General features: G+C 69.9%; 21 protein-coding genes. 16 read left to right on the top strand and 5 right to left on the bottom strand.

Features of this window, described 5'->3' with window-relative positions; genetic code table 11:
- Nucleotides 1-25 precede the first annotated feature (25 nt).
- From ABEU20_RS08370 to ABEU20_RS08355, 4 genes are read left to right on the top strand one after another with little or no spacing between them, the layout of a single operon-like run.
- Nucleotides 26-907, top strand: a complete 882-nt coding sequence (locus ABEU20_RS08370; RefSeq protein ID WP_420163959.1) for a DUF4097 family beta strand repeat-containing protein — start codon at nt 26-28, stop codon at nt 905-907.
- Nucleotides 904-1,866, top strand: a complete 963-nt coding sequence (locus ABEU20_RS08365; RefSeq protein ID WP_420163958.1) for an ATP-binding cassette domain-containing protein — start codon at nt 904-906, stop codon at nt 1,864-1,866. Before ABEU20_RS08370 ends, ABEU20_RS08365 begins: the two co-directional genes overlap by 4 nt.
- Complete coding sequence (locus ABEU20_RS08360; RefSeq protein ID WP_420163957.1) at nt 1,863-2,654, top strand: ABC transporter permease; 792 nt, start codon at nt 1,863-1,865, stop codon at nt 2,652-2,654. Before ABEU20_RS08365 ends, ABEU20_RS08360 begins: the two co-directional genes overlap by 4 nt.
- A 50-nt stretch (nt 2,655-2,704) precedes the next feature.
- Nucleotides 2,705-4,162, top strand: coding sequence for a dihydrolipoyl dehydrogenase family protein (locus tag ABEU20_RS08355; protein WP_420163956.1), 1,458 nt, complete (start codon nt 2,705-2,707; stop codon nt 4,160-4,162).
- On the opposite strand, the gene ABEU20_RS08350 is transcribed toward ABEU20_RS08355, so the two are convergent.
- Nucleotides 4,146-4,760, bottom strand: a complete 615-nt coding sequence (locus ABEU20_RS08350; RefSeq protein WP_420163955.1) for a class I SAM-dependent methyltransferase — start codon at nt 4,758-4,760, stop codon at nt 4,146-4,148. The genes ABEU20_RS08355 and ABEU20_RS08350 overlap by 17 nt on opposite strands.
- Before the next feature lie 130 nt (nt 4,761-4,890).
- Here ABEU20_RS08350 and ABEU20_RS08345 point away from each other — a divergent pair, with 130 nt between their 5' ends.
- The 4 genes from ABEU20_RS08345 to ABEU20_RS08330 all read left to right on the top strand — a co-directional run bounded on the left by ABEU20_RS08345 (nt 4,891) and on the right by ABEU20_RS08330 (nt 9,739).
- Entirely contained in the window at nt 4,891-5,487 is a 597-nt protein-coding gene (locus tag ABEU20_RS08345) for a hypothetical protein (RefSeq protein WP_420163954.1), read from the top strand.
- Between the two features lie 3 nt (nt 5,488-5,490).
- Entirely contained in the window at nt 5,491-6,129 is a 639-nt protein-coding gene (locus ABEU20_RS08340; protein WP_420163953.1) for an RES family NAD+ phosphorylase, read from the top strand.
- 194 nt (nt 6,130-6,323) lie between these two features.
- Complete coding sequence (locus ABEU20_RS08335) at nt 6,324-7,982, top strand: class I adenylate-forming enzyme family protein (RefSeq protein ID WP_420163952.1); 1,659 nt, start codon at nt 6,324-6,326, stop codon at nt 7,980-7,982.
- A 14-nt stretch (nt 7,983-7,996) separates the two neighbouring features.
- Nucleotides 7,997-9,739 carry an N-acyl-D-amino-acid deacylase family protein gene (locus ABEU20_RS08330; RefSeq protein WP_420163951.1) on the top strand — a complete coding sequence of 581 codons (1,743 nt, stop codon included), beginning with the start codon at nt 7,997-7,999 and terminating at the stop codon, nt 9,737-9,739.
- Nucleotides 9,740-9,766: 27 nt separating this feature from the next.
- Here ABEU20_RS08330 and ABEU20_RS08325 read toward each other — a convergent pair whose 3' ends face one another.
- A complete protein-coding gene (locus ABEU20_RS08325; protein WP_420163950.1) occupies nt 9,767-10,171 on the bottom strand; it encodes a DUF4259 domain-containing protein in 405 nt (134 codons plus the stop codon).
- A 110-nt stretch (nt 10,172-10,281) separates the two neighbouring features.
- Here ABEU20_RS08325 and ABEU20_RS08320 point away from each other — a divergent pair, with 110 nt between their 5' ends.
- The 4 genes from ABEU20_RS08320 to ABEU20_RS08305 are packed head-to-tail and all read left to right on the top strand — an operon-like array spanning nt 10,282 to nt 14,456.
- A complete protein-coding gene (locus ABEU20_RS08320; protein ID WP_420163949.1) occupies nt 10,282-10,887 on the top strand; it encodes a hypothetical protein in 606 nt (201 codons plus the stop codon).
- Between the two features lie 56 nt (nt 10,888-10,943).
- Nucleotides 10,944-12,485 (top strand): carboxylesterase/lipase family protein, encoded by a 1,542-nt coding sequence (locus ABEU20_RS08315; protein WP_420163948.1) that lies wholly within the window; start codon nt 10,944-10,946, stop codon nt 12,483-12,485.
- Nucleotides 12,482-13,957: a carboxylesterase/lipase family protein gene (locus ABEU20_RS08310; protein ID WP_420163947.1), complete on the top strand. Its 1,476-nt coding sequence runs from the start codon at nt 12,482-12,484 to the stop codon at nt 13,955-13,957. The genes ABEU20_RS08315 and ABEU20_RS08310 overlap by 4 nt, the downstream gene beginning before the upstream one ends.
- A gap of 58 nt (nt 13,958-14,015) precedes the next feature.
- On the top strand, nt 14,016-14,456 hold the full coding sequence (locus ABEU20_RS08305; RefSeq protein ID WP_420163946.1) for a GtrA family protein: 441 nt from the start codon (nt 14,016-14,018) through the stop codon (nt 14,454-14,456).
- On the opposite strand, the gene ABEU20_RS08300 is transcribed toward ABEU20_RS08305, so the two are convergent.
- Both ABEU20_RS08300 and cobF read right to left on the bottom strand, forming a co-directional pair.
- Nucleotides 14,439-15,305, bottom strand: coding sequence for an Fpg/Nei family DNA glycosylase (locus ABEU20_RS08300; protein ID WP_420163945.1), 867 nt, complete (start codon nt 15,303-15,305; stop codon nt 14,439-14,441). The genes ABEU20_RS08305 and ABEU20_RS08300 overlap by 18 nt on opposite strands.
- A 76-nt stretch (nt 15,306-15,381) precedes the next feature.
- Nucleotides 15,382-16,155 carry a precorrin-6A synthase (deacetylating) gene (gene cobF / locus ABEU20_RS08295; protein WP_420163944.1) on the bottom strand — a complete coding sequence of 258 codons (774 nt, stop codon included), beginning with the start codon at nt 16,153-16,155 and terminating at the stop codon, nt 15,382-15,384.
- Nucleotides 16,156-16,278: 123 nt separating this feature from the next.
- On the opposite strand from cobF, the gene ABEU20_RS08290 reads away from it, so the two are divergent.
- The 3 genes from ABEU20_RS08290 to ABEU20_RS08280 all read left to right on the top strand — a co-directional run bounded on the left by ABEU20_RS08290 (nt 16,279) and on the right by ABEU20_RS08280 (nt 17,955).
- On the top strand, nt 16,279-17,037 hold the full coding sequence (locus ABEU20_RS08290) for a thymidylate synthase (RefSeq protein WP_420164559.1): 759 nt from the start codon (nt 16,279-16,281) through the stop codon (nt 17,035-17,037).
- Nucleotides 17,037-17,519 carry a dihydrofolate reductase gene (locus ABEU20_RS08285; protein WP_420163943.1) on the top strand — a complete coding sequence of 161 codons (483 nt, stop codon included), beginning with the start codon at nt 17,037-17,039 and terminating at the stop codon, nt 17,517-17,519. Before ABEU20_RS08290 ends, ABEU20_RS08285 begins: the two co-directional genes overlap by 1 nt.
- A 109-nt stretch (nt 17,520-17,628) precedes the next feature.
- Nucleotides 17,629-17,955 carry a cupin domain-containing protein gene (locus ABEU20_RS08280; protein WP_420163942.1) on the top strand — a complete coding sequence of 109 codons (327 nt, stop codon included), beginning with the start codon at nt 17,629-17,631 and terminating at the stop codon, nt 17,953-17,955.
- Here the strand turns inward: ABEU20_RS08280 and ABEU20_RS08275 are convergent, their stop codons facing one another.
- Entirely contained in the window at nt 17,956-18,567 is a 612-nt protein-coding gene (locus ABEU20_RS08275) for a TetR/AcrR family transcriptional regulator (RefSeq protein WP_420163941.1), read from the bottom strand. It abuts the gene before it with no gap.
- 199 nt (nt 18,568-18,766) lie between these two features.
- Here ABEU20_RS08275 and ABEU20_RS08270 point away from each other — a divergent pair, with 199 nt between their 5' ends.
- Nucleotides 18,767-19,663, top strand: a complete 897-nt coding sequence (locus ABEU20_RS08270) for an AurF N-oxygenase family protein (protein ID WP_420163940.1) — start codon at nt 18,767-18,769, stop codon at nt 19,661-19,663.
- Nucleotides 19,664-19,710 lie beyond the last annotated feature (47 nt).

Genomic DNA, 19,710 nt, shown 5'->3' with positions numbered 1-19,710 from the left:
CGAACATCACACACCGAGGATCACGATGCCCACATTCAGCACCCCCGAACCGATTTCGGCCACCCTCTCCTTCGCCGTCGGCGATGCCACCCTCACCGCCACCGACCGGGACGACACGGTCGTGGAGATCCGCCCCAGCGATCCGCATCGCGAACTGGACGTGCGCGCGGCCGAACAGACCCGCGTCGAGTTCGCGTCGGGCCGACTCGTCGTCAAGGCACCCCGACCCCGAGTGCTCGGCGTATGGGGCAAGGTCGGATCGGTCGACATCACCGTCGAACTACCGATCGATTCCGCAGTCGAGGCGGATGCCTCTGTCGGCGCGGTCCGCGCCGACGGCCGGCTCGGCAACTGCCGCGTGAAGACGGCGACGGGAGACGTCCGCCTCGACGGCACTCGCGATCTGACCGTGAACACCGGCGCCGGCGCGATCACCGTCGAGACCGTCGGTGGTGACGCCGATCTGTCGACGGGATCCGGCCGAATCGAGGTCCGGCACGTCGGCGGCAACGCACTCGTCGAGAACTCCAACGGCCACAATCGAATCGGATCCGTCACCGGGGACCTACGGGTCAAGACCGCGAACGGCGACATCGTCGTCGGTAGCACCGGTGGCGACGTCGACGCCGCGACCGCCAACGGCGACGTCCGGATCGGCGAGGTGACGCGCGGCGTCGTCTCGCTCCGTACCGGAAACGGCGAGGTCGAGACTGGTATCCGCGAGGGAACTGCGGCACGCGTCGACGCGCACACCTCGTTCGGCAAGGTCCACAACCTTCTCTCCGAAACCTCCGGCCCCGCAACGACCGAGGAACGCGTCGAGTTGCGAGCGCGTACGAGCTTCGGCGACATCATCGTTCGCCGCTCCCAGCCCGAGCGGATCCCGACTCGAAAGGCGCAACCATGACGGCAACAGTCTCCACAGCATCGGCAGTTCGAGTTCGCTCCCTCCGGAAGTCGTTCGGGGACAAAGTGGTCCTCGACGGCATCGATCTCGACATCACCGAGGGCAGCATCTTCTCTTTGCTCGGCCCCAACGGTGCCGGAAAGACCACGGTGGTGAACATCCTCTCCACGCTCGTCCGGCCCGACGCCGGCGAGGTCCGGGTGGCGGGTCACGACCTGGCCCGGGATCCCGACGCGGTCCGGTCCGCGATCGGCGTCACCGGCCAGTTCTCGGCGGTGGACGGTCTGCTCACCGGCGCCGAGAACCTCACGCTGATGGCCGATCTCCACCATCTCGGTCGGCGCGACGAGCGCCGCCGCACCGCCGAACTACTCGAACGATTCGACCTGTCGGACGCGGCGTCGAAGCCGGCGGCGAGCTACTCGGGCGGCATGCGGCGCCGACTCGACCTCGCGATGACGCTCGTGGGACGCCCTCGCATCATCTTCCTGGACGAACCGACGACGGGACTCGACCCGCGCAGTCGCCGGACCATGTGGGACATCGTGCGCGAGCTGGTCGCCGACGGCGTCACCATCTTCCTCACCACGCAGTACCTCGACGAGGCCGATCAGCTGGCGGACCGGATCGCGGTGCTCGACGGGGGCCGATTGGTCGCCGACGGCACTCCGGCCGACCTCAAGCAACTCGTACCGGGCGGCCACGTCCGCCTGCGGTTCGCGGACATCGACGAGCTGTCCTCGGCTGCACGGTCTCTCGCCGACTCCACCCGCGACGACGAGACACTCACCCTGCAGGTCCCCGGCGACGGCAGCGTCCCGTCGCTGCGGTCGATCCTCGACAGACTCGACGCCGATGCGATCGAGGTCACCGACCTCTCGATTCACACACCCGATCTCGACGACGTGTTCTTCGCTCTCACCGCCCGGTCCGACTCCCCGAAGGAGGCTTCACGATGACCACCCTCTCCTACGCCGTGACCGATTCGGCGACGATGCTGCGGCGCAACCTGCGGCACATGCTCCGGTATCCCTCGATGACGGTCATGCTCATCGGGATGCCCGTCGTGCTCCTGCTGCTGTTCGTCTACGTCTTCGGCGGCACACTCGGTGCGGGACTCGGCGATCCCGCGGGCGGTCGCGGCACGTACGTCGACTACGTCACGCCCGGCATCCTGCTGATGACCGTGGCGAGTTCGGCTCAGGGAACGGCGATCTCGGTCGCGACCGACATGACCGAGGGCATCATCGCGCGCTTCCGCACGATGGCGATATCGCGCGCATCGGTCCTCACCGGACACGTCGTCGGCAGCATGATCCAGACGATGTTCAGCCTCGCGGTGGTGACCGGCGTCGCGGTTCTCGTCGGCTTCCGGCCCACCGCCGGGCCGGTGGAGTGGTTCGCCGCGATCGGTCTGCTCGCGGCCTTCACACTGGCGATCACGTGGCTGTCGGTCGCGCTCGGGCTGGTCTCGCAGAGCGTCGAGACGGCGAGCAATCTGCCGATGTTCCTGATCCTGCTGCCGTTCCTGGGCAGCGGGTTCGTCCCCACCGATTCGATGCCCACCGCGGTGCGTTGGTTCGCCGAGTACCAGCCGTTCAGCCCGGTCATCGAAACCCTGCGCGGCCTGCTCCTCGGCGCTCCGATCGGCGCGAACGCGGCACTCGCGGCAGCATGGATCGTCGGAATCGGCCTGTTCGGGTACGTCTGGGCGAAGCGCCTGTTCGAGCATCGTTCTCCGCGCTGAGGCGGACCGGAACCAGCGCGAAACCGTTCTCCCCGGCTTACCGTGGATCCATGGCTTCCGAAGAGTTCGACGTCATCGTGATCGGAGGCGGGCCGGCCGGGGAGAACGCGGCGGCCTACGCCATCGCCGGCAGTAACCGCACCGCGGCACTCGTCGAACACCAGTTGGTGGGCGGCGAGTGTTCGTATTGGGCGTGCATGCCGTCGAAGGCGCTGCTCAGACCCGTCGAGGTACTGGGCACTGCCCGGCACATGCCGGGTGTGGAGGAGAAGGTCAACGCGTACGGCCTCGACACCGAGGCCGTCCTGGCGCGCCGCGACGAGTTCACCCACAACCTCGACGACTCGTCGCAGGTGTTGTGGGCGGATTCGGTCGGCATCGACGTGATCCGCGGCAGTGCCCGGATCACCGGAGTCCGCGAGGTCACGGTGGGAGAGCGCGTGCTGCGCGCCCGGCATGCGGTGGTCCTCGCGACCGGCACCACGGCGAGCGTGCCCGATCTACCCGGTCTACGGGCCGCGCTGCCGTGGACGTCGCGCGACGCCACGAACGTCCGGGAGGTACCGAAACGTCTCGCGGTGGTAGGCGGTGGCGTCGTCGCGTGCGAGGCCGCGACGTGGCTGCACGAACTCGGCGCCGACGAAGTGACGCTCCTGGTCCGCGGGTCGGCGCTGCTCGAGCGGACCGAACCGTTCGCGGGCGAGATGGTCGCCGAGAAGCTGCGCAAGCACGGCGTGAACATCCGGTTCGGCGCGTCATTGCAGTCGGCCGCTCGACCCGACGTCGCCGACACCGGTGTCGGCCGGGTCCACGGCGGCCCCGTGACGCTGAGTGTGAGCGGCGACGGGTCCGATCCGGAGTTGACGGTCGACGAGGTCCTGGTCGCGGCCGGGCGCACGCCGGCCACCGCGGGCCTGGGCCTCGATCAGGTCGGGCTTCCCGACCACGGCTACGTCACGGTCGACGATCACCTGACGGTCACCGGGGTGGACGGCGACTGGCTGTACGCGGTGGGCGACGTCAACGGCCGGGCGCTGCTGACCCACATGGGCAAGTACCAGGCCCGGGTGTGCGGCGACGTGATCGCGGCCCGCGCGGAGGGCCGGCCGCTGGACGGATCCCGCTTCGTCGCGTCGGCCGACCACGGTCAGGTGCCGCAAGTGGTGTTCACGACACCCGAGGTCGCGGCCGTCGGACTCACCGAAAGCCAAGCTCGCGCAGACGGAGTGGACGTCGACGTGGTCGCTGTGGACATCGACGTCGCGGGCGCCGCACTGTCCCGCGACGACTACTCCGGCCGCGCGTCACTGGTGATCGATCGCGCGAGCGACACGATCGTCGGCGCCACGTTCGTCGGCTCGGGTGTCGCCGAACTGGTGCACGCCGCGACCGTCGCGGTCGTGGGCAAAGTGCCCCTCGAGAGCCTGTGGCACGCGGTTCCCTCGTACCCGACGGTGAGTGAGGTGTGGCTGCGACTGCTGGAGGCGCGGCCTACCGCCGGGCGGTGATGGCGCCGTGCGGCCGTTGGTCGCTCGACGTCCGCGTGTGGGTCTCGATCACCGTGAAGCCGGCCGCGGTCAGCTCCCGGCCCAGTTCGGCCACCGGCCACCGATAGGCAGTGGCGACGGCGTGGTCGAAGGGTTCCACCACGTGCCCTTCGAAGAAGCCCACCAGCAACCCTCCGCCCGGCCGGATCACGCGCGCGAACTCCGCGAGAGGGATCCGGATGTCCTGCGGTCGGTGGTGGATCAGCGAGTACCAGGCGAGGACACCGCCCAGCGAGTCGTCTGCGGCGTCGAGGGCGTCGAAGCTGCCGCGGGCGAACGAGAGGTGCGGATACTCCGCACGGGCGCGGTCGACGAACTCCGGAACGAGGTCGATGCCTTCGGCCGCCGATCCGCACCCGGTCAAAAAGTCGGTCCACTGTCCCGGCCCGCAGCCGGCATCGAGCACGGGGCCGCTGAGCGTTTCCGCCCAGCTGCCCACCAGCGCCCGATCGGACGGGTGCGTCGACGTCATCACGCCGAAGAGATCGATGTACTCCCCGGATCGGCCCGAGTACGCCTCTCCGACGATGTCGCCTGTTCGGGCGCCCGTGTGCTCCATGCCCTCGATCATCACCCGGCCGGAGACTCGAGGAGGGAGCGACCCGCCGCGGGGACGCCCGGTCCCTCCCGGCTCCCTGGCTGACACAGTTGGTACGCGGTACGATGGTGGCACATCTGGAGGTGTGCCCATGCTCGCCGACCGCGACCGTGCCCGAGACTCGATCCACGCCCTGTCCGATGAGGACCTGGTGGAGCTGCTGTCCGAGGAGTTCGCCCGCCGTCCCAATCTGCGGCCGGTGCGTGACGACGTGACCGCACTGCTGGCGATGGGACCGGCACTGGCGCTGCAGCACGAACGCGCCGTCGCCAACCCGGCCGCCGCCGCGGTCGCCCGCACCCGCATCGTGTCGTCGGCACTGCGCTCGCTCGTCGACGAGCACCAGATGCTCGACTCCACCGCCGTCAGCCGCGCCCTCGGGAGGTCGGCCACCAGCCGGAACACGGCAAGCCGCCTGGCGTCCGCAGGCGCCGTCGTCGCGCTGCCCGCAGCCGGGCACAAACTCTTTCCGGCCTTCCAGTTCGATCCCGAGCGACGCGAGGTGCGGCCCATCGTCGCCGAGATCAACCGCGTCATCGGCGCCAAGGACGATCCGTGGGGCGCGGCGTCGTGGTGGCTGAACCCGACGGCGTTCGCCGACGACCCCCGCTCCCCCGCCATGCTCGCCGTCGCCGGCGGACACGACCAGGACTTGCGGGACATGGCAGACGACCTGATCGCGGACTGACCGGTGGAGTACCCGGACCCGCCCGCCGTACTGCCGCCCGCGCTGATCACGACCGTCCCCGCCGACACGTCGGTGTGGCGCATCCACAGCGCCACCCGTGGTGCCGCGGACCTCAACCCGACACCGCGCCCGCGTGTGCGCATCGGGGGCCGCTTCGACAGCCTCGACGGCTCGTACGCGTACCTCTACCTCGGCGACAGCCCGGCAGCGGCAGTCGCGGAGACGCTGTGCCGCAACCTTCCGGTCGACCAGTCCCCCCGGCTGATTCCGCGCATCCAGATCCGCGGCCGCGTGCTGAGCGAGCTGCGTACGACCCGGCCGGTGCGCGTCGCCGACCTGACCGGCACCGGCGCGGCGCGGCTCAACGCCGATGTGTGGCTCACCAAGTGCGACCCGTCCGGCTACCTCGCGACCCGGCGCTGGGCCGCAGCCGTCCTCGCCGCGAACCCCGGCATCGACGGATTGCAGTACCGGCCGCGGCACGACGAGAACAATCTCGCGTGGATGTTCGCCGCCGCCCCGACCGCCACCGAGCACCCCGCGGTCACGGCGGTCGGTGGTGTCGTCCCACTCGATTCGACGGACGGGCACTACCTCCTCGGGGCACTGCTCACCGCCCACAACGCAGCCCTCGCACCCTGATCCGCCCCGCGGCAGGGCGCTCGCGTGCCACACTCGCGGGGTGTCGTCGACCAGCGGCGCGCGGTCGGCCCCCGCCCTGGTCGAGGGCGTCCCCGATCCCGACCCCACTCACCGAGACCGCTCTTGACAGGAAATCGGACACCCCTGACTATGACGCACGTCACTCGAGAGTCGTTCGTCGAAAGGATCCATCCGTGACCCAGTCTGTCGACCCCCAGGCCTACATCGCTTCGGTCATGGCCGGGCTGACCGGCCCGGGCGGCCGGTTCGAGTTCGCCCCGGAGGAAGTCCTCGGCACGACCATGCCGGTGATGAAGAACCGCGACAAGGCCCTGGGCGACGTCCTGGCCGCGTCCGCCGCGTACGGCGACCGCGACTACCTGGTCACCGAGGACCGCCGGATCAGCTACGCCGACCACGTGCGCGACGTGGCCGCGCTCGCGACCGCGCTGCGCGAGCGCTACGGCGTCGGCAAGGGCGACCGCGTCGGCCTCCTCGCCGCCAACACCCCCGAGTGGGTCGAATCGTTCTGGGCCGCGCAGGCGCTCGGCGCGATCGCGGTCGGGTTCAACGCGTGGTGGGTGCCGCGGGAGATCGAGTACGGCGTGGAGCACACCCGCCCGACGGTCCTCATCGTCGATGCCAAGCGCGCCGCCCTGCTCGACAGCCTCGACCTCGACGTCCCGGTCCTGACGATGGAGGACGATCTTCCCCGTCTCATCGCCGAGTTCGCCGGTGCCGAGCTGCCGAACACCGCTGTCGCCGAGGACGATCCGGCGGTGATCCTCTACACGTCCGGCACCAGCGGCCGGCCGAAGGGCGCGGTGCACTCGCAGCGGAACCTGCTGGCCGTCATCGACTACCACCGGTACAGCGACGCGCTGCTCGCGGCGTTCTCGGGGGCGGCCCCGAGCGACGGTCCCAGCGACCTCCGGTACCTGCTGACCTCGCCGCTGTTCCACATCGCGAGCCTGCACAACCTCGTCGTCCCGCGTCTCGCGACCGGCAGCGCGGTCGTGCTCTACCAGGGCTCGTTCGACGCGGACCGCGTGCTGCGTCTCATCGAGCGGGAGAAGGTCACCAACTGGGGTGCGGTGCCCACCATGGCGGGTCGCCTGCTCGAGCACGAGGACGTCTCGCGCTACGACACGTCGTCGCTCACCGCCTTCGCGCTCGCGTCGGCGCCGTCGTCCCCCGGCTTCCAGCAGCGTCTGCGCGAGAAGTTGCCGTTCGCGGCCAACGCACTCGTCGACAGCTACGGCCTCACCGAGTGCAGCACCGCGATCTCGGTCGCGACGCCCATGGACCTGCAGGCCTTCCCGGGCACCCTGGGCCGCCCGATCCTCGGCGTCACCGTCGAGGTGCGGGACCCGTTCGGCGACCCCGTCCCCGACGGCACCGAGGGCGAGATCTGTGTGCGCAGCCCGTACGTGATGCTCGGCTACTGGGAGAACGACGCCGCGACGTCCGACGCCATCCGGAAGGACCGCTGGCTGCACACCGGAGACTTCGGCGTCATCGAGAACGGCATGGTCCGACTCACCGGCCGGCGCTCCGACCTGATCCTGCGCGGCGGCGAGAACGTGTATCCGGTGGAGATCGAGCAGTGCCTCGACGAGCATCCGGACGTCGCCGAGTGCGCGGTGATCGGCGTCGACCACCCCGACCTCGGACAGGAGGTCGCCGCCGTGGTGGTGCTGCGACCCGGCGCATCCACCACCGAGGACGAACTCCGGGAGTTCGCGGCCGAGCGCCTCTCCTACTTCAAGGTGCCCACGCGCTGGCGGATCTCCGGGGAACCGTTGCCGCGCAATGCGACCGGCAAGACCATGCGCAAGCAGATCGTCATCTGAGCGAAGGGGTCCCGATGAACTACGACGCGATCGTCAAGAACGGGCGGTGGTTCGACGGGACCGGAGCGGGTTCGGCGACACGGAATCTCGGCATCCGCAACGGACGGGTCGCCTCCGTGTCGCGCGAACCGCTCGACGAGTCCGGCTGTCCGCGGGTGATCGACGCGGCCGGCAAGTGGGTGATGCCGGGCATGCTCGACATCCACACCCACTACGACGTCGAGATCCTGGTGCGGCCCGCGCTCGACGAGTCGGTCCGCCACGGGATCACGACGGTGTTCATCGGTTCCTGCTCACTGTCCACGGTGCACGTCACGCCGTCCGACGCCGGTGACCTGTTCGGTCGGGTGGAGGCGATCCCGCGCCGCCACGTCGTCGAGGGGCTCGCCGCGCACAAGACGTGGGGTTCGGCGCGTGAGTACGTCGGCGCGCTCGAGTCGCTGCCGCTGGGGCCGAACGTCGCGGCGTTCGTCGGGCACTCCGACATGCGAGCCGCCCTCATGGGCCTGGACCGCGCCACCCGCAAAAAGGTGCGTCCGACCACGGCCGAACTCGCGGTGATGGAGGCCCAACTGACCGAGGCGCTCGACGCCGGTTTCGTCGGGATGTCGTCGCAGCAGCTGATGTTCGACAAGCTCGACGGCGAGGTGTGTCGCTCACGCACCCTCCCGTCGACCTACGCGACGACGCGGGAACGGCGACGGCTCAACGCGATCCTGCGGCGCCGTGGCCGGGCCCTGCAGGGCGGACCGGACGTGGCCCGCCCGCAGAGTCTGGTCACGATGGCGCTCAGCAGCCTCGGCATCGACCGTGAGCGGTTGAAGGTGAGCCTGCTGTCGGCCGCCGACGTCAAGGCGATTCCGGCTGTGGCGCACATCTTCCCGGTCATGGCGCGGGTGATCAACCGGCTCGGCGGCGACTTCCGGTGGCAGCACCTGCCGGTACCGTTCGAGGTGTACTCGGACGGCATCGATCTACCGGTGTTCGAGGAGTTCGGCTCGGGCGCGGCGGCGCTGCACCTGTCGAATCAGCTCGACGAGCGCCGCGCGCTGCTCGCCGACACCGACTACCGTCGCCGGTTCCGCAAAGACTACGACAAGAAGTACGGCCCGCGGGTGTGGCACCGCGACTTCTTCGACGCCGAGATCGTCGAGTGCCCGGACGAATCCGTGGTCGGCAAGACGTTCGGTCAGGTCGGGGTGGATCGCGGCGGACTGCACCCCGTCGACGCGTTCCTCGATCTGGTCGTCGAGCACGGCACCAAGGTGCGCTGGCGCACCACGATCTCCAACCACCGGCCCGAGGTGCTCAACGTGTTCGCCACCGATCCCGGTGTGCAGCTGGGCTTCTCCGACGCCGGCGCACACCTGCGGAACATGGCGTTCTACAACTTCGGGCTGCGGTTCCTGCGCCGCGTCCGCGACGCCGAACGCGACGGCAGACCGTTCACGACGGTCGAGCACGCGGTGCACCGTCTCACCGGCGAACTCGCCGACTGGTACGGACTGGACGCCGGGCACCTGCGCGAGGGTGACCGCGCCGACCTGGTGGTCGTCGATCCCGAGCACCTCGACGACTCGCTCGACGCGTACGCCGAGGCTCCGATCGCGGAGTTCGACAACCTGTCCCGGATGGTGAACCGCAACGACGACGCCGTCACCGCAGTGTTCGTCGGCGGCGAATACGTCTTCGGGAACGGACGGCCCGCCGAGTCCCTGGGTACTCGGCGGACCGGGCAGTTCCTGCGGGCCCGGTGACACGCGGGTCGCGACCTGCCGGGGAGCTCAGCCCAGTGCCCTGAGGCTCTCCAGCCTGCGCGCGACCGGTGCACGCCACTCCTCGAGATCCTCGGGGCCGTTCTCGGCCCACAGCTCGTGCAGCTCCGAGGTGTCGCTGTCCGCGATCGCACGTTCGAGGGTGGTGAGAATCCACGCGCGCTGCTCCGGCGTCAGGGACGCGCTGAAGGCGGCGGCGTCGATGCCGTCGAGATGCGGGGACGCCGGCTCGATTCCGTGGCCCACCGCCACGACCTCGGCGTAGGCGATCGCCGCCTGCGCATCGTCTGCCTCGAGGTACCCCTCGTCGACGTGACTCGTGAAGTCGTCGACGGCGAAGTCACCCGCCCGCAGCCCGGCGAGCAGATCGCCCGCTCCGTCGTTCTCGAACGGTCCCGAACCCCATGTCCCCATACCGGACTCCTTCTCGCTACGGATGTTTGCTCGCGTGCCGAGCCTAAGGTCGGGCACCGACAGGCGCCGGGCCTTCGACACCTCCCCGTATGCGGTGAAATGCTGCCCTCATGGCCTACAAGGGATCTCGCACCAAGACGACCGCGATCTGGTTGGCGCCCGAGGACGAGGCGCGCGTCGGCCGCGCGATCGCGGATGCGGCGCCCCGCGCCGCCTGGATCTGCAGCCCGCCGGGCCCGGCCGGACGGCACCCGGTGCACCTGCACCGACATGTCGAGCAGGCGTTCGAGTGTGGGACCGTTCAGGCGTTCCTACTCCTGCCGTTCGGAGCCGAGCCGCCCGGCGATGTCCATCCGGACGCCGACGTCGAGATCACGCCGGCGCTGACCGGGCGGGCGCTCGTGCAACTCCTGCGTTCCCGGCGCGTGGACGACGAGTGGGGGCAGCCCGAGGGACACGGGAGCGCCTTCCGGTCCGGGCGGCTCGCGGTGCGCTGGTCCGAGCCCGAGGTAGGCCCGGAGGGGCATCGGCTCCTCTCCGAGCAGGCCGACACCGTGTGGGCGGCGGTGCGCTCGACCACGCGTCCGGCGAGGCTCGTCGGTCCGGACGGGCGCATCACGGCTGCTGGTCGCATCGGGCAGGCGGCGTACGACGTGGTCACGACGACCGGGATCCCACTGACCCGTGGCGGGCCGGAGCGCTGCGCACTCGCCTAGCGACACCGCTCGCGACCCGCCCGGCTGCGTCGTCCTGCCGCCGTATAGTCGCGAACATGAGGCCGAGTCTCGACGTGACCACCTCCGACGGCAGCGTCCGGGGCCTGCGGATGGGCGACCTGCTGACCTGGCGTGGAATTCCGTTCGCCGCTCCGCCGGTGGGACCGTTGCGGCTGCGGGCACCGCAACCGGTGCAGCCGTGGACCGGCATCCGCGACGCCACCGCCTTCGGCAACGCCGCCCCGCAGTCCCGGATGGGCACCACCCTGCGGCCGGGAAAATACCAGCCGATCTCGGAGGACTGCCTCACGCTCAACGTCGTCGCGCCTGCCGCACCGAGCACCGAGCCCCGGCCGGTGATGGTGTTCGTGCACGGCGGCGCGTTCGTCCTCGGGACCACGGCGATGGGCATCTACCGGGGTGATCGTCTGGCCCGCCGCGGCGACCTCGTCTACGTGTCGGTGAACTACCGCCTCGGCCCTCTCGGCTACCTCGATTTCACCGAGTTCTCGGCACCCGAGCGGCCGTTCGACGCCAACCTCGGCCTGCGCGACCAGGTGGCCGCGCTGGAATGGGTCCAGCGCAACATCGCGGCGTTCGGCGGCGACCCGGACAATGTCACGGTGTTCGGCGAGTCCGCGGGCGGCACCTCGGTGACCACACTGCTGGCGACACCTGCGGCGCGCGGTCTGTTCGCCCGCGCCATCGCCGAGAGCTCCGCACCGACCCTGGTGGGCGACGCCGCGCGGGCGCGGGAGTGGGCCCGACAGTTCCTGCCGCTGCTCGGCTGTGACGACCCGGCCGACGCGACGCGCGCACTCGACGCCGCCACTCCGGCCGAACTCGGCAGGGCGGGTTCCCGGCTGAGCGCGAAGGTGCTCGCCGAGACGCCGGGCCTGCATCCGTTCGGGCCCGTCGTGGACGGCGACTTCCTGCCGCTCGCTCCGCTGCAGGCGTTCGCCGGAGGCACCGCGCACCGGGTGCCGTTGATCATCGGCACCAACGCCCGCGAGGGCACCCTGTTTCCCAGGGTGATGGACGGTCTGCCCACCGACGCGGCCCGCATCGACGCGATGTTCGCGCTCACCGATCCCGATGCCCGCGATCGTGTCGTCGCCGCGTACCGCGGCTATCCGGAGGTGGCGGCGGCGATCGACCTGGGCGGCGACCTCACGTTCTGGAAGCCGTCGGTCGACATCGCCGACGCGCACTCCGTCCACGCCCCCACCTACAGCTACCGGTTCGACTACGCGCCACGGCTGCTGCACCGGCTCGGCCTCGGCGCCACTCACGCGTTCGAGCTGTTCGCGGTGTTCGGATACGGCGAGTCCGCCGCCGGGCGGGCGCTCACGGCCTACGGCGGTCGGCGCGGTCTGCGTGCGGTCACCGAACGCGTACAGGAGAATTGGATCTCGTTCGCCCGCAACGGACTTCCGGAACCCTGGTGGCCTCGCTACGATGCCGAGAATCGGCGCACCCTGGTGTTCGACGTGCCCACACGCGTCGAGCGGGACCCGAACCGGGACCGGCGCATCGCCTGGTCCGGCTACCGCGGCTACCTCGGCGAGGGCAACACCGAAGCCGAACGGCTTTCGTGAGCGACGTCGATGCGGCCGTCACGTGTGCGGACGGAACCGTCCGTGGCCGACGACTCGGGGACCTGCTGTCGTGGCGCGGAATTCCCTACGCCGCGCCGCCGACCGGGCCCCTGCGGTTGCGGGCTCCCCGGCCGGTCACGCCGTGGACCGGGATCCGTGATGCCACCGCATTCGGCCCGCCGGCTCCCCAGCAGCGCCGCCGTGGCAGCGAGGACTGCCTGACGCTCAACGTCCTTCGGCAGGCCGAATCGAGCGCCACCGCGCGTCCGGTCATGGTCTACATCCACGGCGGGGCGCACACGGCCGGGACGTCCGCGGACCCCATGTACAGCGGCGCCTCCCTCGTCCGCCGCGGCGACGTCGTGTTCGTGTCGCTGGGCTACCGCCTCGGCGCGCTCGGCTACCTCGACTTCCGTGAATTCTCCACGCCGGACCGCCCCTTCGACGTCAATCTCGGTCTGCGCGACCAGATCGCGGCACTCGAGTGGGTGCAGCGGAACATCGCGAGTTTCGGTGGAGACCCGTCGAACGTGACGCTGTTCGGTGAGTCGGCCGGCGCGGACGCCGTCGTGACGCTGATGTGCACCCCGGCGGCGCAGGGGCTGTTCGCCCGCGCGATCGCCCAGAGTCCGCCGCCCGCGACGTCCAACGGCACCGAACTGGCCCGGCTGTGGGCGCGCGAGTTCCTGGATCTCGCGGGCGTCTCCCGGACGGACGCCGCGCAGTACCTGACGTCCGCGGCACCCCACGCTCTCGTGCGCACCGCCGTGACGCTCAGCGCCCGCGGCGCCGACGAAGTTCCCGGTGTGCGCCCATTCGCGCCGGTCACCGACGGCGAACTGCTGCCCACCCATCCGCTCGACGCGTTCGAGAAAGGCACCGAACACCGGGTTCCGCTGATCATCGGCACCAACGCCGAGGAGGGCCGGATCTTTCCGCGGATGCTCGATATCCTGCCGACCGACCGCACCCGGATCGAGAAGATGTTCGAGGGCACGGACCCGGCGATCGCGGCGCGCGTGATCGCCGCCTATCCCGGCTACCCGCGGCGGCGGGCGGCCGCGGATCTCGGCGGGGACGTCGTGTTCTGGGAGCCGTCGCTGCGCTGCGCGCACGCGCACACCGAGCACTCCCCGACCTACATGTACCGCTACGACTTCGCCCCGCGCCTGCTGCGCCTGGCCGGGCTGGGCGCGACGCACGCGACCGAGCTGTTCGCGGTCTTCGGCCGGCGGGGAGCCGGCGTCCGCACGTTGACGGCGTTCGGTGGTCGCCGCGGACTGCGCGCGGTGACCGACACGATGCAGTCGCACTGGCTCGCGTTCGCCCGCGACGGACGGCCCCGCGAGACGTGGCCGCGGTACTCGTCGGACCGCCGCGACACCTTGATCATCGACGAGTTCTGCCGGGTGGAAACGGACCCGCTGCGGCACCGCCGGGAGGCGTGGCGCGGATACCGGCACCGGCATTAGGAGTCGCGTGGGTTACCGTTGCGAGTCGCAACCAATTTTCAGGCTGTGGGAGACCTCGATGGCGATGCGCGAACTGCGTCTGGGCGGTGACGGCTGGGCCGCACAGCTCACTCGTTTCGCACTCGTCGGCGGATCGAGCAACGTCCTGTACGCGCTGTCGTTCGTGGTCCTCGATGCCTACGGAACGTTCCTGGCGAACGCCGTCGGCGTCGCCACGAGCACGGTGCTCGCCAACGAACTGCACCGCCGCCGCACCTTCCGTGCCGCGGACCGGGTGCCGTGGTTCGCCGCGCAGTGGGAGGGCGGCGCGCTCGCGCTGCTCGGACTCGTGATCAGCTCGCTGGTGCTGGCCGCCCTGCACTTCTTCCTGCCCGACGCCACCGACCTGGTGTCGATCGCGCTCGTGATCGCGGTCAGTGGGGTGGTCGGGGGGCTGCGGTTCGTCGCCCTCCGCGGCTGGGTGTTCGGCCGCCGGGAGCCGCTACTTCAGCAGCCGTGACATCCGCCGGTCGGCGAGGATCTTGCCGCCGGTCTGACACGTCGGGCAGTACTGGAACGACCGCTCGGCGTACGCCACCTCCCGCACCGTGTCGCCGCACACCGGGCACGGCATCCCGGTCCGCGCGTGCACGGTCATCCCGGCCCGCTTCTCCCCCTTGAGCCGGGCGGCCTCCTGCCCCACCGAACGTTCGACGGCGTCGGACAACTCGGCGCGCATCGCGTCGTACAGCCGATCCACCTCGTCGGGCGTCAGCTTGGACGTCGTCGCGAACGGCGACAACCGGGCCGCGTGCAGAATCTCGTCGGAGTACGCGTTGCCGATCCCGGCGAGCAGCGACTGGTCCACCAGCACGGTCTTGATCCGCGCGGTGGTCGCGGAGAGAATCTCGCCGAACTGCGGACGGGTCACCTCGAGCGCGTCCGGCCCGAGTCGCGCGACGCCCGGCACCTCCCGCGGATCACCGACCACCCACACCGCGAGGCGCTTCTTGGTCCCGGCCTCGGTCAGATCGAACGCGGGCGTTTCCCCGTCGGGGGTGAAGAAGTGCACCCGCAGCGCCAGCGGACCCTTGCCCGGCTTGGGCGGTGCGGGGCTGGGATTGTCGATCCAGCGCAGCCAGCCGCCCCGCGACAGGTGCGTGATCAGCCACAGCCCGTCACAGTCCACCGCAAGGTGCTTACCGAAGCGGCGCGCCCCGGTCACGTTCCGACCCTGCAGCACGGTGATCGGCGGATCGAAGGTCTTGAGCACGCTCAACGCGGCCACGTCGACGCGTCCGACCACCGCGCCGACCGCGTGGTCGCGCAGGAACTGTGCCAGGGCCTCCACCTCGGGCAGTTCGGGCATGGGGTCAGCGTAAGGCGCCTCCGGCACCCGTGCGCCTTTTTGGTAGCTCCGCCCACCAGAAAGGCGCACAGGCGCGTCAGCGCCTGATCAGGTAGATGTCCATGATCCAGCCCTTGCGCTTGCGCAGTTCGGCGCGCACGCGGACGATCTCGTCCTCCACCGCGCGGAGCTTGCCGGAGATGAGCACCTCGTCGGGCAGGCCGAGGTAGGCGCCCCACCAGATTTCCGTGTCCTTGTCCGGGACGTGGGTGAAGCTGCACTCGGCGTCGAGCATCACGACGGCGGTGCCGACACCGTCGGGCAGGCCCTCGCGCAACCTGCGCCCGGTGGTGACGTGGACGGGCTCGCCGATGCGGTTGAGCACGATCCGGTGCTGCGCCGCGAGCGACTGGATGCTGGTGACGCCGGGGATCACCGTGTAGTCGAACACGACGTTGCCGCGGGCGAGGACGCGCTCGACGATCCGCAGCGTGCTGTCGTAGAGCGACGGATCGCCCCACACCAGGATCGCGCCGACGCCGTCCTCGGCCGCGAACTTCTCCTCGAAGACCTGCGCGCGCCGGTCGTGCCAGTCGTCGACGACGGTGCCGTAGTCGGGCTGAGCGGAGCCCGCGGAGCGAACAGAAGGCACGTTCGTCCGGTCCCGTGGCGGGTCGAGGATGTCGACGATGCGGTAGTCGCGGTCCATGTGCTCGGACAGGATGGTGGTCCGCAGATCCACCAGTTCCTGCTTCTCGTCGCCCTTGCCGATGACGAAGAACACATCGGCCCGGTTCATGGCCTTGACGGCCTGGATCGTCACCTGATCGGGGTCGCCGGCACCGATGCCGATCACGAGAAGCTCACGCATGGGCGCAGGCTATCGCCCGTGCGCCTTTTCGGTAGCAGCCGCCACCGGAAAGGCGCACGGGTGGCGCAGCCGCCTAGACTGTGGCCCGTGCACTCGCCCTATGAAGATCTGCTCCGCCTGGTCATGGACACCGGAACCGCCAAGGCGGACCGCACCGGCACCGGGACGCGCAGTGTCTTCGGGCACCAGATGCGCTGGGATCTCGCCGAGGGCTTTCCGCTGATCACCACCAAGAAGGTGCACCTCAAGTCCATCGTCTACGAGCTGCTGTGGTTCCTGCGCGGCGAGTCCAACGTCGAGTGGCTGCAGGAGCACGGCGTCACGATCTGGGACGAGTGGGCCGACGCGGACGGCGAGCTGGGCCCGGTCTACGGCGTGCAGTGGCGGTCGTGGCCGACGCCGTCGGGCGAGCACATCGACCAGATCACCAAGGTCATCGAGACGCTCAAGACCAACCCGGACTCGCGGCGGATCATCGTCTCGGCGTGGAACGTGGCCGACCTCGACGCCATGGCGCTGCAGCCGTGCCACGCCTTCTTCCAGTTCTACGTCGCGGACGGCAAGCTCAGCTGCCAGCTGTACCAGCGCAGCGCCGACCTGTTCCTGGGTGTGCCGTTCAACATCGCCAGCTACGCACTGCTCACGCACATGGTGGCGCAGCAGGCCGGGCTCGAGGTGGGCGACTTCGTCTGGACCGGCGGCGACTGCCACATCTACGACAACCATGTCGACCAGGTCACCGAGCAGCTGTCCCGCGAACCGCTCCCCTACCCGACGCTGAAACTGAACAAGCGCGACTCGATCTTCGACTACACCTTCGAGGACGTCGAGATCGTCGACTACCGGCACCATCCGGCGATCAAGGCGCCGGTGGCCGTCTGATGATCGGTCTGATCTGGGGTCAGACCACCGCGGGCGTGATCGGACGGGACAACACCATCCCGTGGCGGGTGCCCGAGGACATGGCGCATTTCAAGGACACGACGATGGGCCACCCCGTGGTGATGGGCCGGCTCACGTGGGACTCGCTGCCGCCGAGGTTCCGCCCGCTGCCCGGCCGTAGGAACATCGTCGTCACCCGACAGGACGGATGGAGTGCCGACGGCGTCGAGACGGCGCGCGGCATCGAGCAGGCGTTCTCACTGGCGGGCGACACGGCCTGGGTGATGGGCGGTAGCCAGATCTACACCGCAGCAATGCCCTTCGCGGACCTGCTGGCGGTCACGGAGATCGACGCGGACATCGAGGGCGACGCCTTCGCCCCCGCGATCGGCGACGAGTGGGTGGTCGGCGACGAGGGCGACTGGCACATCTCCGAGAAGTCCGGGCTGCGCTACCGGTTCCTCACCTACGTGCGGGGCTGACGCCCCCCGCACGGTGGCCGAACCGTTAGGCCGATAACCGGACCTTTCGACGCGCGGTGGGTCATACTGCGGGGACCACCGTCCCTGCAGTCGTCGGGAGTGACACTTGATGGACAAGACCTCGCTGACCGCGCTCGCCCGCCAGCAGTTGAAGCTGGCGGCCACGTCGTCGAGTGGACGCAGTTCGCAGACCGTGCACGGCGGTCACCAGCGACATCTGCGCCAGACCGTCATCGCGCTCAGCGCCGGCAAATCGCTGGCCGAGCACGACAGCCCCGGCGAGGCGACGCTCCTGGTGCTCAGCGGCAAGCTCGCGCTCATTTCCGGCGAGGATTCGTGGAAGGGGTCCACGGGCGACCTGCTCATCATTCCCGCGGCGCGGCACAGCGTCGAGGCGCTCGAGGACGTGGCGTTCCTCCTCACCGTCGCGAAGTAGTCACGCCATCTGGGCGACGGGGGCCGCGACACCGATCGACAGCAAACCCGCGACGAACTCGCGCAGCGCCGCGTCGTCGGACGTGTCGACGACACCGCCGGTCGTGATGAGCGAGGCCACCAACCGGAAGGCCCACTCGCACACCGCCCGGGAATCGATCGCCGCCGACTGTTCGGCGGTCATCAGTCGCTCGAACAGGGGTGCGAGATAGTCGGTGCCGCGCTCGACGAACGGCCGGGCCAGCACCGTGAACCACGGCAGCACGACGGCCGGATCGTCGCGAAGCCCCTTCTGCAGCAACACGTGCCGGCGCGCGTAGCCCACGGCGAAGACGACGCAGTCGGCGAGTCCGGTGTCCAGTCGGTCGCTGTCTCGCAGCACCGGCGTCAGCCGCGTGAAGAACCGGGTGATCTCCCTCTGGAACAGCGCCTCGAAGATCTCGGACTGGTCGCCCACGTACTTGTAGACCGTCGGCCGCGACAGGCCGGCACGTTCGGAGATCACCGCGTGCAACCGGGAGCTGTAACCGGACTCGACCAGGCAGGCCTCTGCGGCGTCGAGGATTCGTTCACGAATCGCCACGGGGCTCAAATCTTGGGCGCGGGATCTCATTCGCCGGATTGTAGTGCGAACGACACCTACCGGCCGGTTCAGTTCTCACGAATAAGTGTGCCCATGCTTCACAGACACCATTGACGATCGCGCAGGACACGCATACGTTCGATGTGACACCGGCTACACCACGCCGCGTGACGCGGCGCTCGTTCCCATCCCCACCGCACCCGGCGGGGTCCTCCGAGGAGGGACGACCATGACACGCTCGGTAGGCGCGCCCGATCGGGAAGCGTTCGCGGACAGACTGCTCCGGGGGTCGATCAAACGCTCGTACGCCCCGGTCGTCGACATGGACTGGGACGCGCCGCTCGAGGACGGCAAGTACTTCCTCCCGCCGGACGTGCTCTCGCTCCACGGCACCCCGCTGTGGGAGTCGATGAGCGAGCAGCAGCGAATCGAGCTGTCCCGCCAGGAGGCCGCGAATATCCTGAGCGTGGGCATCTGGTTCGAGAACATCCTCAACCAGGCACTGCTCCGGCACCTGCTGCACAACGACCCCGGCTCCCTCCACACCCGGTACACGCTCACCGAGATGGGCGACGAGTGCCGGCACATGGCGATGTTCGGACGCACGATCGAGCGGATGGGCGCCAAGCCCTTCCAGTTGCGGTGGTATCAGGCGGCCGCGGTGAACGTGCTGCCGAAGACCTTCCGCGGCACCATGCTGTGGGTCGCTGCCCTGATCGGCGAGGAGATCTTCGACGCCACCCAGCGGCGGGTGGTCGACGATCCGCAGTTGCAGCCGCTGGTCTCCCGGTTGATGCGGATCCACGTGACCGAGGAGGCCCGCCACATCCAGTTCGCCCGTGCCGGCGTGCGCCGCAGGATTGCCGAGACCCATCGTTTCGAGAAGATCTGGGTCGGCACCGCCCAGGGGCTCGGTGGGCTGCTGCTCGAGCGTCTGTTCACGAATCCTGTCATGTACAGGCGCGCCGGCCTGGATCCACGGGAGGCCCGGCGGCAGGCACGGGCCAACCCGCACTTCCGTGCGAACCAGCGCCGCGGATTCGCCGATCTGGCCGCATTCCTCGAGGACACCGGGATGATGCGGCGTACCTCGCGAGCGCTGTGGCGCCGGGCCGGCTTCCTGTGACCACCCCCGCCGCCCCGGACGTCCTGGTGGTCGGCACCGGATTCTCC

Source organism: Rhodococcus parequi (genome assembly GCF_046042785.1).
GTDB classification, from domain to species: Bacteria; Actinomycetota; Actinomycetes; order Mycobacteriales; family Mycobacteriaceae; genus Prescottella; species Prescottella parequi.
Note: the sequence above shows the minus strand (reverse complement) of the source record. Positions and strands in the feature narration are given on the sequence as shown.

What these genes read in the sequence shown, in the direction of transcription:
- ABEU20_RS08285 (WP_420163943.1), top strand. Translation starts at nt 17,037, where the DNA reads ATGATCGGTCTGATCTGGGGTCAGACCACCGCGGGCGTGATCGGACGG.
- ABEU20_RS08325 (WP_420163950.1), bottom strand. Translation starts at nt 10,171, where the DNA reads ATGGGGACATGGGGTTCGGGACCGTTCGAGAACGACGGAGCGGGCGAT.
- ABEU20_RS08315 (WP_420163948.1), top strand. Translation starts at nt 10,944, where the DNA reads ATGAGGCCGAGTCTCGACGTGACCACCTCCGACGGCAGCGTCCGGGGC.
- ABEU20_RS08280 (WP_420163942.1), top strand. Translation starts at nt 17,629, where the DNA reads ATGGACAAGACCTCGCTGACCGCGCTCGCCCGCCAGCAGTTGAAGCTG.
- ABEU20_RS08365 (WP_420163958.1), top strand. Translation starts at nt 904, where the DNA reads ATGACGGCAACAGTCTCCACAGCATCGGCAGTTCGAGTTCGCTCCCTC.
- ABEU20_RS08290 (WP_420164559.1), top strand. Translation starts at nt 16,279, where the DNA reads ATGGACACCGGAACCGCCAAGGCGGACCGCACCGGCACCGGGACGCGC.
- cobF (WP_420163944.1), bottom strand. Translation starts at nt 16,155, where the DNA reads ATGCGTGAGCTTCTCGTGATCGGCATCGGTGCCGGCGACCCCGATCAG.
- ABEU20_RS08355 (WP_420163956.1), top strand. Translation starts at nt 2,705, where the DNA reads ATGGCTTCCGAAGAGTTCGACGTCATCGTGATCGGAGGCGGGCCGGCC.
- ABEU20_RS08270 (WP_420163940.1), top strand. Translation starts at nt 18,767, where the DNA reads ATGACACGCTCGGTAGGCGCGCCCGATCGGGAAGCGTTCGCGGACAGA.
- ABEU20_RS08320 (WP_420163949.1), top strand. Translation starts at nt 10,282, where the DNA reads ATGGCCTACAAGGGATCTCGCACCAAGACGACCGCGATCTGGTTGGCG.
- ABEU20_RS08370 (WP_420163959.1), top strand. Translation starts at nt 26, where the DNA reads ATGCCCACATTCAGCACCCCCGAACCGATTTCGGCCACCCTCTCCTTC.
- ABEU20_RS08360 (WP_420163957.1), top strand. Translation starts at nt 1,863, where the DNA reads ATGACCACCCTCTCCTACGCCGTGACCGATTCGGCGACGATGCTGCGG.
- ABEU20_RS08300 (WP_420163945.1), bottom strand. Translation starts at nt 15,305, where the DNA reads ATGCCCGAACTGCCCGAGGTGGAGGCCCTGGCACAGTTCCTGCGCGAC.
- ABEU20_RS08275 (WP_420163941.1), bottom strand. Translation starts at nt 18,567, where the DNA reads ATGAGATCCCGCGCCCAAGATTTGAGCCCCGTGGCGATTCGTGAACGA.
- ABEU20_RS08330 (WP_420163951.1), top strand. Translation starts at nt 7,997, where the DNA reads ATGAACTACGACGCGATCGTCAAGAACGGGCGGTGGTTCGACGGGACC.
- ABEU20_RS08305 (WP_420163946.1), top strand. Translation starts at nt 14,016, where the DNA reads ATGGCGATGCGCGAACTGCGTCTGGGCGGTGACGGCTGGGCCGCACAG.
- ABEU20_RS08345 (WP_420163954.1), top strand. Translation starts at nt 4,891, where the DNA reads ATGCTCGCCGACCGCGACCGTGCCCGAGACTCGATCCACGCCCTGTCC.
- ABEU20_RS08350 (WP_420163955.1), bottom strand. Translation starts at nt 4,760, where the DNA reads ATGGAGCACACGGGCGCCCGAACAGGCGACATCGTCGGAGAGGCGTAC.